This is a genomic window from Pseudomonas viridiflava (genome assembly GCF_003702045.1).
Classification (GTDB): domain Bacteria; phylum Pseudomonadota; class Gammaproteobacteria; order Pseudomonadales; family Pseudomonadaceae; genus Aquipseudomonas; species Aquipseudomonas viridiflava_C.
Map to the genome: position 1 here is coordinate 17,196 of NZ_RBTP01000012.1, position 11,172 is coordinate 28,367.

At 59.0% G+C, this 11,172-nt stretch carries 9 protein-coding genes; 6 read left to right on the plus strand and 3 right to left on the minus strand.

Annotation, left to right across the window (positions count from 1 at the left end):
- The first annotated feature begins 38 nt into the window (after positions 1 to 38).
- From ALP40_RS02270 to ALP40_RS02285, 4 genes are all read left to right on the plus strand, one after another.
- Entirely contained in the window at positions 39 to 650 is a 612-nt protein-coding gene (locus ALP40_RS02270; protein WP_122206675.1) for a tRNA-(ms[2]io[6]A)-hydroxylase, read from the plus strand.
- 160 nt (positions 651 to 810) lie between these two features.
- Positions 811 to 1,296: a MarR family winged helix-turn-helix transcriptional regulator gene (locus ALP40_RS02275; protein WP_122206676.1), complete on the plus strand. Its 486-nt coding sequence runs from the start codon at positions 811 to 813 to the stop codon at positions 1,294 to 1,296.
- Between the two features lie 72 nt (positions 1,297 to 1,368).
- Positions 1,369 to 2,586: an HlyD family efflux transporter periplasmic adaptor subunit gene (locus ALP40_RS02280; RefSeq protein WP_122206677.1), complete on the plus strand. Its 1,218-nt coding sequence runs from the start codon at positions 1,369 to 1,371 to the stop codon at positions 2,584 to 2,586.
- Between the two features lie 63 nt (positions 2,587 to 2,649).
- Entirely contained in the window at positions 2,650 to 4,188 is a 1,539-nt protein-coding gene (locus ALP40_RS02285) for a DHA2 family efflux MFS transporter permease subunit (protein WP_122206678.1), read from the plus strand.
- Positions 4,189 to 4,288: 100 nt separating this feature from the next.
- On the opposite strand, the gene lpxH is transcribed toward ALP40_RS02285, so the two are convergent.
- Positions 4,289 to 5,050 carry a UDP-2,3-diacylglucosamine diphosphatase gene (gene lpxH, locus ALP40_RS02290; protein ID WP_122206679.1) on the minus strand — a complete coding sequence of 254 codons (762 nt, stop codon included), beginning with the start codon at positions 5,048 to 5,050 and terminating at the stop codon, positions 4,289 to 4,291.
- Positions 5,047 to 5,550: a peptidylprolyl isomerase gene (locus tag ALP40_RS02295; protein ID WP_122206680.1), complete on the minus strand. Its 504-nt coding sequence runs from the start codon at positions 5,548 to 5,550 to the stop codon at positions 5,047 to 5,049. The genes lpxH and ALP40_RS02295 overlap by 4 nt, the downstream gene beginning before the upstream one ends.
- Before the next feature lie 209 nt (positions 5,551 to 5,759).
- Here ALP40_RS02295 and ALP40_RS02300 point away from each other — a divergent pair, with 209 nt between their 5' ends.
- Together ALP40_RS02300 and cysS are read left to right on the plus strand one after the other, a co-directional pair.
- Positions 5,760 to 7,454, plus strand: coding sequence for a glutamine--tRNA ligase/YqeY domain fusion protein (locus ALP40_RS02300; protein ID WP_122206681.1), 1,695 nt, complete (start codon positions 5,760 to 5,762; stop codon positions 7,452 to 7,454).
- Between the two features lie 23 nt (positions 7,455 to 7,477).
- Positions 7,478 to 8,860: a cysteine--tRNA ligase gene (gene cysS / locus ALP40_RS02305; protein ID WP_122206682.1), complete on the plus strand. Its 1,383-nt coding sequence runs from the start codon at positions 7,478 to 7,480 to the stop codon at positions 8,858 to 8,860.
- A 237-nt stretch (positions 8,861 to 9,097) separates the two neighbouring features.
- On the opposite strand, the gene ALP40_RS02310 is transcribed toward cysS, so the two are convergent.
- Positions 9,098 to 10,954, minus strand: a complete 1,857-nt coding sequence (locus ALP40_RS02310) for a sigma-54-dependent Fis family transcriptional regulator (protein ID WP_122206683.1) — start codon at positions 10,952 to 10,954, stop codon at positions 9,098 to 9,100.
- Between the last annotated feature and the right edge of the window lie 218 nt (positions 10,955 to 11,172).

The window sequence follows — 11,172 nt, forward strand, 5'->3', positions numbered from 1 at the left end:
ATAATGCCCGGCTTTGCCTCCCCGCCATCTGTGAGCCTATGTACCCGATCCCTGAAATCGAAGCCTTTCTGCTTTGCCGTACGCCTGACAGTTGGGTTCAGGCTGCATTGCGCAACCTCGACATCCTGTTGATCGACCACGCGAACAACGAGAAGAAAGCGGCCGGGGCGGCGTTTCAGTTCATGTTCCAGTACAACGACAAGTTCGACCTGTTGGCCAAGATGTCGCGGCTGGCTCGCGAGGAGCTGCGTCATTTCGAGCAGGTGATCAGCATCATCCGCAAGCGCCAGATTCCGCTGGTCAATATCAGCTCGGCGCGTTATGCCGGGGCATTGCGCAAGTTGGTGCGCAATCACAACCCTTACCGGTTGACCGATGCGCTGGTGGTAGGGGCTTTTGTTGAAGCCCGGTCCTGCGAACGCTTTGCCGCGCTGGTGCCCCACTTGGATGAAGACCTGGCCAAGTTCTACGGCAGCCTGCTCAAGTCCGAGTCACGGCATTTTCAGGATTATCTGAAGCTGGCTTATACCTATGGCGACAGGGCGGACGTGGACGCCAAGATCGAAGAAATTCGTCTGGCCGAGCGGGAGCTGATCGAGAGCCCTGACGAAGAGTTCCGTTTTCACAGTGGTGTACCTGTCGCTGCCTGATCCAGCGTGCAGCTCCCGGCAGCGACAAGAAAAACGACCGCCTAACCAGCGGTCGTTTTTTTATGTCTATTTAGCAAGCAAGCTAACAAATGCTTTGACAATGGCTGTCTAGGCAGTAATATTTTGTAATCACTGCTTAGGCAGCTTTCTGGGTGGTCACTTGAAACATTTCAGTCCTGAGAACTTCGACTCCAGCCTGATCGGGCTGCTGGTCGGCCGTACCAATGCGCTGAAAGACCGCATGCTGGACAAGTACCTGCTGCCTTACGACGTCACGTTCGCGCAGTTCAAGGTGCTGATCATCATTGCTCAGTTTTCGACCGATACGCCGGTGGAGTTGTGTCGGCACCTGTCGCTGGACAGTGGTTCGATGACTCGCATGCTGGATCGCCTGGAACAGAAAGAACTGATCGTACGCACTCGTTCCGAAACCGATCGCCGTCAGGTGCATGTCGCCTTGACGCCGCAGGGACAGACGCTATCGGATCTGTTGCCGCAGATTGGTGCCGATGCGATGAACGACACCTTCGCCGCCCTCGACACCGAGGAAGTGGAGGCTTTGCGCCGGATTCTGACCAAGGTCCTGGTCGCCGCCGATGATCACATCACCCTGACTCGCCTGAGCTTTAACGGCAAAGGCAAATAAATACGAGCACGAAGTTGGGGTGGCCCCTCTGGCCGGACCTCAGCCGTATTGCCGACTTGAAGGTAATTTGTCATGGCCACTGCCGCCGCTGAAAACACTTCTGCCCCTGAACAGAAAGCGCCCAACGGCCCGTCATCCGGCAAGCGCAGGTTTTTGCTGATCGGGCTCGCCATCATCGTCGTGCTGTGTGGACTGGCGATCTGGGGCTGGTATGAGGTGTACGGTCAATGGAGCGAAGAGACCGATGACGCCTACGTGAGTGGCAACGTGGTGGAAATCACGCCGCTGGTCACCGGTACGGTCATCAGTATTGCCGCTGACGACGGCGATCTGGTCCGGGAAGGTCAGGTTTTGCTGCGGTTCGATCCAAGCGATGCCGAGGTCGGGCTTCAGAGCGCCGAAGCCAATCTGGGCAAAGTCGTGCGTCAGGTTCGCGGCCTTTACAGCAACGTCGATGGCATGAAAGCTCAATTGGCCGCACAGCGTGCGGCTGTGCAGACGGCTCAGGACAACTACAGCCGTCGTCGCAGCCTGGCGGCCGGTGGCGCGATTTCCCAGGAAGAGCTGTCCCATGCGCGGGACCAACTGACCAGCGCCCAAAGTGCCTTGAATAACATCCAGCAACAGTTGAGCACCAGTGTCGCGCTGGTTGACGACACCGTGGTGTCTTCTCATCCGGATGTGAAGGCGGCTGCGGCGCAGTTGCGACAGGCCTATCTGGCCAACGCGCGGACCACACTGGTCGCGCCGGTCACCGGTTACGTAGCTAAACGTAGCGTGCAACTCGGTCAGCGCGTTCAGCCGGGCACTGCGACGATGGCCGTGATTCCGCTGGATCAGCTGTGGATCGATGCCAACTTCAAGGAAACCCAGTTGGGCAAGATGCGCATCGGTCAACCGGTGGAAATCAGCTCCGACCTGTATGGCAGCGATGTGAAATACAGCGGCACCATCGACAGCCTGGGTGCGGGGACCGGCAGTGCATTTGCGCTCTTGCCTGCCCAGAATGCCACCGGCAACTGGATCAAGATCGTTCAGCGCGTACCGGTCCGGGTTCACATCAACCCTGAAGAGCTGGCCCAACACCCTTTGCGCATCGGGCTGTCGACCACCGTCGAAGTCAATCTGCACGACCAGAGCGGACCGGTTCTGGCGCAGCAGCCTCCGAAGCAGGCGGCGTTCAGCACCCAGATCTACGCCGAACAACTGGCCGACGCCGACGCTTTGATCGCGCGCCTGATCCATGAAAACAGCGCCGCCAGTGACAGAAGCAAAACCGCCCAGCGCTGATCCGCCCATTCGCATGCTCCGGCCTTTGGGCCGGAGTGTCGCCCACGTTTTCAGGGACTCGCGATGAGCACCAACGCCCCCGCTTCCTTTACGCCACCCAGCCTGTTGCTCTGCACCATCGGCCTGTCGCTGGCGACCTTCATGCAGGTGCTCGACACCACCATTGCCAACGTGGCCCTGCCGACCATTGCAGGTAACCTGGGCGTCAGCTCTGAGCAGAGCACCTGGGTCATCACTTCGTTCGCGGTCAGTAACGCCATTGCGCTGCCACTCACCGGCTGGCTGAGCCGCCGCTTCGGCGAGGTCAAACTGTTTCTGTGGGCAACCCTTCTGTTTGTGCTGGCGTCGTTTTTGTGCGGGATTTCCACGTCGATGCCTGAGCTGGTGGGTTTCCGGGCCTTGCAGGGGATCGTGGCCGGGCCGCTCTACCCGATGAGCCAGACCTTGCTGCTGGCGGTTTATCCACCGGCAAAGCGGGGCATGGCCTTGGCATTACTGGCAATGGTCACGGTGGTTGCGCCCATTGTGGGGCCGATTCTGGGCGGCTGGATCACGGACAGCTACAGTTGGCCGTGGATCTTCTTCATCAACATCCCGATCGGGTTGTTCGCCGCCTTTATAGTCCGTCTGCAGATGGCCAAGCGACCGGTCAGCACCCAGCAACAGCCGCTGGATTATGTGGGGTTGATTGCCCTGATCATCGGCGTCGGTGCGCTGCAGGTGGTACTGGACAAAGGTAATAACCTGGATTGGTTCGAATCGAACTTCATCGTGATCGGCTCGTTGATTTCGCTGGTGGCGCTGTCGGTGTTCGTGATCTGGGAGATGACCGACAAACATCCCATCGTCAATCTGCGGTTGTTTGCCTACCGTAATTTCCGGATCGGTACGCTGGCGATGATTGGCGGGTATTCGGCGTTCTTCGGTGTCAACCTGCTGTTGCCGCAATGGTTGCAGACGCAGATGGGCTACACCGCCACCTGGGCCGGGCTGGCGCTGGCACCGATCGGTATCCTGCCGGTGCTGATGTCGCCCTTCGTCGGCAAATACGCGCACACATTCGACCTGCGCCTGCTGGCCAGTCTCGCGTTTCTGGCAATGGGGCTGAGTTGTTTCATGCGTGCCGACTTCACCAATCAGGTGGACTTCGAGCACGTGGCGATGGTGCAGTTGTTCATGGGGATTGGCGTGGCGCTGTTCTTCATGCCGACGTTGAGTATCCTGTTGTCGGACTTGCCGCCCCATCAGATCGCCGATGGCTCCGGTCTTGCCACGTTCCTGCGCACGCTGGGCGGCAGTTTTGCGGCCTCGCTGACGACATGGATCTGGATTCGCCGTGCTGAACAGCACCACGCGTACCTGAGCGAGAACATCAGCACCTATGACCCGAATACGCGCCATGCGCTCGACGCCCTGGGTGGTGCAGGTCCGCAGGCCTACGCGCAACTGGAACAGACACTCAACGGTCAGGCGTACATGATGTCGACCGTGGATTACTTCTACATGCTGGGATGGTTGTTCGCAGGATTGATCCTGCTGGTCTGGTTCGCCAGACCTCCGTTTGCTGCCAAGGCGGGCCCAGCGGCGGGAGGAGGGCATTGATGCTCGGTCCACTGAGTAAACACTACTCAGTGGACCGAGCTTGCTCGCAAAGACCCTGTTCCAGACGTCCTGGAACGATCAGAGGATTGTGCGGGTTGACTTACAACGAAGACGGCAGCGCCAGCGTGCGATTTTCTTGCGGCACAAAATCAAACGAACCCAGGCTGAAACCCTGTTCGTCCACTTGCAGCGCCCAGCCCTGACGGTCCCAGTCGCCGAGCACGATGCGCTTGGCGGCAACATCGCCCAACTGCAATTTGTGAATGGCGGGACGGTGAGTGTGGCCGTGGACCAGCGTGCGCACACCGAACTGCAGCATGATCCGTGGCACCTCTTCAGGCGTCACGTCGACGATGTCGTTGGCTTTCATGCGGGTCTTGGCACGGCTTTCATTGCGCAGTTTGCGCGCCAGTTTGTAGCGGGTTTTCAGCGGTAGATGACGCAGAATGAACAGCGTCAGCGGATGGCGCAGGTAGCGACGCATCCTGATGTAACCCACGTCACGCGTACACAGGCTGTCGCCGTGCATCAACAGCACTGGCTCACCGTTCAACTGCACCACGGTCGGGTCGCTCAGCAGCGTACAACCCGCTGCCTTGCAGAAACCCTTGCCGATCATGAAGTCACGGTTGCCGTGCATCAGAAAAATTCGGGTACCACTGTCGCTCAGTTCGCGCAGGGCCTTGCAGATCGAAAGCTGGAACGGCGACATGGCGTCGTCACCGATCCAGGCTTCGAAGAAATCCCCGAGGATATACAGCGACTCGGCTGTGCGAGCCCGGCCTGCGAGTAGATCCAGAAACGCCCGGGTAATGTCGGGGCGTTCTTGCTCAAGATGCAAATCGGAGATCAGCAGTATCACTCAACGATCTCGGCTTTTTCGATGATCACGTCTTCGACAGGAACGTCCTGGTGACCGGCTTTGCTGCTGGTGGCAACGCCTTTGATCTTGTCGACGACGTCAGTGCCTTCGACAACTTCACCGAATACGGCATAGCCCCAACCCTGTACGGTCTTGGCGCTGTGGTTCAGGAAAGCGTTGTCAGCCACGTTGATGAAGAACTGCGCGGAAGCCGAATGCGGCTCCATCGTACGCGCCATTGCCACGGTGTACTTCTTGTTCGGCAGACCGTTGTCGGCTTCGTTCTGAATGCTTGGGCGCTTGTCTTTCTTTTCTTTCATGCCTGGCTCGAAACCGCCGCCCTGGACCATGAAGTTACCGATCACACGGTGGAAAACGGTGTTTTCATAATGGCCGGCGTTTACGTATTCGATGAAGTTGGCAACAGTCAGTGGCGCCTTTTCTGCATTCAATTGCAGAACGATGTCACCGTGGTTGGTGGTCAGTTTTACTTTGGACATATCGAAATCGCTCTCTTGGCGTTCATGAAAGGGGCGCAATATCACCCTGACGTGCAGTTTACAGGCGAGGTTACATTTTTCGCGCCTTTTGCCGCTTTTCTGCTCACAACCTTGCAGTCTGTTGTCAGGGACTTGACAGCTTCGGCTATGATAAGCGCTTTGATTTAGTCGGCCTACCCTGGCCGCGCACAAGTATGTCCAAGGATCTTATGAGCAAGCCCACTCCAGAACCCGTTGCGAATTCAAAGGCAGGCCCTGTCGTACCGACCAACTTCCTGCGTCCAATCGTGCAGGCTGACCTGGATTCCGGCAAACACACCCAGATCGTGACCCGCTTCCCGCCGGAGCCAAACGGCTATCTGCATATCGGTCATGCCAAGTCGATCTGCGTGAATTTCGGTCTGGCCAAAGAGTTTGGCGGCGCGACGCACCTGCGCTTCGACGACACCAACCCGGCCAAGGAAGACCAGGAATACATCGACGCCATCATGAGCGATGTGAAGTGGCTGGGCTTCGAGTGGGCAGGCGAAGTGCGCTACGCTTCGCAATACTTCGATCAGTTGCACGACTGGGCCGTCGAACTGATCAAGGCCGGCAAAGCCTATGTCGATGATCTGACCCCCGAGCAGGCCCGCGAGTACCGTGGCACCCTGACCGAGCCGGGCAAGAACAGCCCGTTTCGTGAGCGCAGCGTCGAGGAAAACCTGGACCTGTTCGCCCGCATGAAAGCCGGTGAGTTCGAAGACGGCGCTCGCGTATTGCGCGCCAAGATCGACATGGCGTCGCCGAACATGAACCTGCGTGACCCGATCCTGTACCGCATTCGCCATGCCCATCACCACCAGACCGGTGACAAGTGGTGCATCTATCCGATCTACGATTTCACTCATGGTCAGTCGGACGCCATCGAAGGCATCACCCACTCGATCTGCACCCTGGAATTCGAAAGCCATCGTCCGCTTTACGACTGGTTCCTGGACAACCTGCCGGTGCCGTGCAGACCGCGTCAGTACGAGTTCTCCCGCCTGAACCTGAGCTACACCGTGACCAGCAAGCGCAAGCTCAAGCAACTGGTCGACGAGAAGCACGTCAGCGGCTGGGACGACCCGCGCATGTCCACGCTGTCCGGCTTCCGCCGTCGTGGCTACACGCCGGCTTCGATCCGCAACTTCTGCGAAATGGTCGGCACCAACCGTTCCGACGGTGTGGTGGATTTCGGCATGCTCGAATTCAGCATCCGTGACGATCTGGACCGCAACGCACCGCGCGCCATGTGCGTGCTGCGCCCGTTGAAGGTCGTGATCACCAACTACCCGGAAGGTCAGGTCGAGAAGCTCGAGCTGCCGCGTCATCCCAAGGAAGACCTGGGCGTGCGCGAGCTGCCGTTTGCGCGTGAGATCTACATCGATCGCGACGACTACATGGAAGAGCCACCGAAAGGCTACAAGCGTCTGGAGCCCAATGGCGAAGTGCGTCTGCGTGGCAGTTACGTGATCCGTGCCGACGAGGCCATCAAGGATGCCGACGGCAATATTGTCGAGCTGCGCTGCTCCTACGACCCGGACACCTTGGGCAAAAACCCTGAAGGTCGCAAGGTCAAGGGCGTGATTCACTGGGTGCCGGCCGAGGCCAGCGTGGAATGCGAAGTGCGGCTGTACGACCGCCTGTTCCGTTCGCCTTCGCCTGACAAGGCCGAGGACGGCGCCACGTTCCTGGAAAACATCAACCCTGATTCCCTGCAGGTACTCACAGGTTGTCGTGCTGAACCATCGCTGGCTAATGCACAGCCGGAAGACAGGTTCCAGTTCGAGCGCGAAGGCTACTTCTGCGCCGACATCAAGGACACAAAACCTGGTCATCCGGTCTTCAACCGCACAGTGACACTGCGCGATTCCTGGAGCTGAGGCTGTACCACGGGGGTAGGAAAGTGCTTTCCATCTACAACACGCTCACCAAGAGCAAAGAAGTTTTCAAACCGCTGGATGGCAACAAGGTGCGCATGTACGTCTGCGGCATGACCGTGTACGACTACTGCCACCTGGGCCACGGCCGCAGCATGGTCGCGTTCGATCTGGTGACGCGCTGGTTGCGGTTCAGCGGTTATGAGCTGACCTATGTGCGCAACATCACCGACATCGACGACAAGATCATCAACCGTGCGCGTGACAACGGCGAGTCTTTCGACGCGCTGACGGCGCGCATGATCGACGCCATGCACGAGGATGAGGCGCGCCTCAACATCCTCAAGCCGGACATGGAGCCGCGTGCCACCGATCATATCGCCGGCATGCACGCCATGATCCAGACGCTGATCGACAAGGGCTATGCCTACGCGCCAGGCAATGGCGATGTGTATTACCGCGTCGGCAAGTTCGTCGGCTACGGCAAGCTGTCGCGCAAGAAGATCGAAGACTTGCGCATCGGTGCGCGGATCGAAGTGGATGAGTCCAAAGACGATCCGCTGGACTTCGTGCTCTGGAAAGGCGTCAAGCCCGGCGAGCCGAGCTGGGAGTCGCCGTGGGGGCCGGGGCGTCCGGGCTGGCACATCGAGTGCTCGGTGATGTCGACCTGCTGCCTGGGTGACACCTTCGATATTCACGGCGGCGGCAGTGACCTTGAGTTTCCGCACCATGAAAATGAAATCGCCCAGAGCGAAGCGGCGACCGGCAAGACGTACGCCAACGCGTGGTTGCACTGCGGCATGATTCGCATCAATGGCGAGAAGATGTCCAAGTCGCTGAACAACTTCTTCACCATTCGTGACGTGCTGGAGAAATACCACCCCGAGGTGGTGCGCTACCTGCTGGTGTCAAGCCACTACCGGAGCGCGATCAACTATTCCGAGGACAGCCTGCGCGAGTCCAAGGCGGCGCTGGAGCGCTTCTATCACGCGCTCAAGGGCTTGCCGGTGGCCGAGCCTGCGGGTGGCGAGGCGTTCGTCGAGCGCTTCACCACGGCGATGAACGACGACTTCGGTACGCCAGAAGCTTGCGCGGTGCTGTTCGACATGGTGCGCGAGATCAATCGTCTGCGTGACGCTGATCTTGCTGCCGCTGCGGGCCTTGCGGCGCGTCTCAAGCAGTTGGCAAGCGTGCTGGGTGTGTTGCAGCTCGAAGCCGACGACTTTTTGCGCGCAGGCGCTGAAGGCCGTGTCGATGCCGCTGAAGTGGAAGCGCTGATCCAGGCGCGTCTGGCTGCGCGTGCCGCCAAGGACTGGGCCGAATCCGACCGCATCCGTGATCAGATCACGGCGATGGGCGTGCTGCTGGAAGATGGCAAGGGTGGCACGACCTGGCGTCTGGCGGACTGAAGTCGATGATCGTGCCCATTCCTGAGCCCATCGTTATACACAAGTCGCGATGAGCATTTGGAGCGAGCACGATTTCGGCCGTGGGAGCGGACTCGTCCGCGAAAGCGGGTACATCCGACGATGATGCAGCGTCTGAAACGCAGTATTCGCGGACAAGTCCGCTCCCACGTTCTGGTAGAGCATCACGGGATGCATGCCCACGCGGAGCGATGGGTACGATCAGTGCCGAGGCGCCGATCAGGTGTCATCGCCTTGCTGTTCACGCAACCGCTTGTACAAGGTGTTGCGACTCACCCCGAGTCGCTTCGCCAGCTGTGAAATGTTGCCTCCGGTGGCCTGAAGCAGGTCGTTCAGGTCACCGGTCGGCAGCACACTCTCCTTGGTCATCTGCGCGATCTGCGTCTCATGAGGGGGCTCGTCCAGTCCCGCATCCAGAAAGAAATCCTCCGGCAAATGCTCGGTACTGATCGGCTGATCGTCAGCCAGTGCCAGTGCCACCTGAATCACGCTGTTCAACTGGCGGATATTGCCCGGCCAAGGGTGATGCTCGAACAGCTCCAGCACCTCCCGTGAAAAACCGGCGCGCTGGTGCGGGTCCCGATGCCTTTCCCAGATGCGCTGCACCAACGCGTGCTTGTCGGTTCTTTCACGCAATGGGGGCAGTTCGATGTTCAGGCCGCTGATCCGGTAGTACAGATCCTGACGAAAATGCCCAGCCTGTACCTGATCGCGCAACGTGCGATTGGTGGCCGATACCAGGCGGATGTCCACCGGGTACAATTCGCCGCCGCCCAATGGCTGAACGCAACGCTCCTGAAGAACGCGCAGCAAGCGCGCTTGCACTGACATAGGCATGTCACCGATTTCGTCCAGAAACAGCATGCCTTTGTCGGCTTTGCGAATCAGCCCGATGCTGCCTTTCTGGCTGGCACCTGTGAATGCGCCTCTGGCGTAACCGAACAGTTCAGCCTCTACCAGATCAGCGGGAATCGCCGCACAGTTCACCGCAATCAACGGCTGACTCGCCCGCGAGCTGGCCTGATGCAGTGCCTTGACGAACACTTCCTTGCCAACCCCGGTTTCCCCGTGGATCAGCAGGGGGATATCTTTTTCCAACAGGCGCTGCGCCTGTATCACTGCTTTTTCGACGCGGGCATCGCCCAAGCTGATGGCTTGCAGGTCCAGGCCTCTAGGGGCGACCGGCAACGCAGATGCCGTAACGGTGTGCAATTGCAGCGGCTTGCGTCTCGGGCGCTTGATGAGGCATTGAAAACGGTTGTTGCCGAAGGCTTGCAGCGCAAAAGGCCGGGCTTCGGTTTCGCTGAGCAATTGCAGGATCGGGCATTTGAACAGCGTCTCGATGCTCACCCCCGCGAGCCTGACGCCCAGCAGCGTGTCGGCGCGGCGATTGGCGCAGAGAATCTGGCCGCTCTCGTCGAAAATCAGCAGGCCGGCCCACTGGCTGTCGAGGTTGTTCAGGCCGGTGTTGAAAATCAGTTGGAAATGGGTGTCGCGAAACTGATCAAGGATCAGCCGGTTTTCCACCGACTGGCTCATCATTTTGACCATGCCCAACGTGTGGGAGGGCGGCAGGAAGCTGTCGCTGGACACGTCCAGTACAGCAATGATGCGTCGGTCGGCATCGAAGATCGGCGAGGCGGAGCCCGTCATGAAACGGTTGGCTTTGAGAAAATGCTCATCGGGCTCGATGTGAATGGCCTGCTCACACGCCAGCGCCGTACCGATGGCATTGGTGCCCGTGCCTTGCTCGCTCCAGCTGGCCCCGGCCAGAAACCCTTGATGCGACGCGTCGCCAAACCGCTGCGTGCCCCACGACTTGAGTAACTGGCCTTGGGGGTCAGCCAGCAGGATCAGGCAGTTGGAATTACTCAGGATGTTTTCGTAGACCGGTAGCACTTCCTGGTGGGTCGTCTGAACCAGTGCGTTGTGCCGCTCAAGTAGCCGAGAAACCTCTGCACCGGGCAGTTGGCCGAAAGACGGGCGCGTCTGGTGATCGAGACCGAAGTCCCGGCAACGTGTCCATGAATCCCGAATGATGATGTCGTGCGCAAGCGAAGTGCTGGATTGAGCCATGGCAAAACCTGCAAGGATGACGTGTTGTTTTTATTTTCAGGTTTCGTCGCGTGTCCATCCTGGCGTGCAACGTTCATCCAGTGTCGTTCAGATGTGTTCAAAGTCAACGTTCATTTTGTTCAGTTGTTCAGCGTTTACTGTTCATTTTTGTTCAGCTGTGAAGTGGCTCTCAGTCAATGAATACGGGCGAATGCTCTGGAACGGGCTTTGGCGCCGCA

Coding starts and splice junctions, on each gene's coding strand:
- ALP40_RS02270 (WP_122206675.1), top strand. CDS start 39: ATGTACCCGATCCCTGAAATCGAAGCCTTTCTGCTTTGCCGTACGCCT.
- ALP40_RS02280 (WP_122206677.1), top strand. CDS start 1,369: ATGGCCACTGCCGCCGCTGAAAACACTTCTGCCCCTGAACAGAAAGCG.
- ALP40_RS02285 (WP_122206678.1), top strand. CDS start 2,650: ATGAGCACCAACGCCCCCGCTTCCTTTACGCCACCCAGCCTGTTGCTC.
- ALP40_RS02295 (WP_122206680.1), bottom strand. CDS start 5,550: ATGTCCAAAGTAAAACTGACCACCAACCACGGTGACATCGTTCTGCAA.
- ALP40_RS02300 (WP_122206681.1), top strand. CDS start 5,760: ATGAGCAAGCCCACTCCAGAACCCGTTGCGAATTCAAAGGCAGGCCCT.
- ALP40_RS02310 (WP_122206683.1), bottom strand. CDS start 10,954: ATGGCTCAATCCAGCACTTCGCTTGCGCACGACATCATCATTCGGGAT.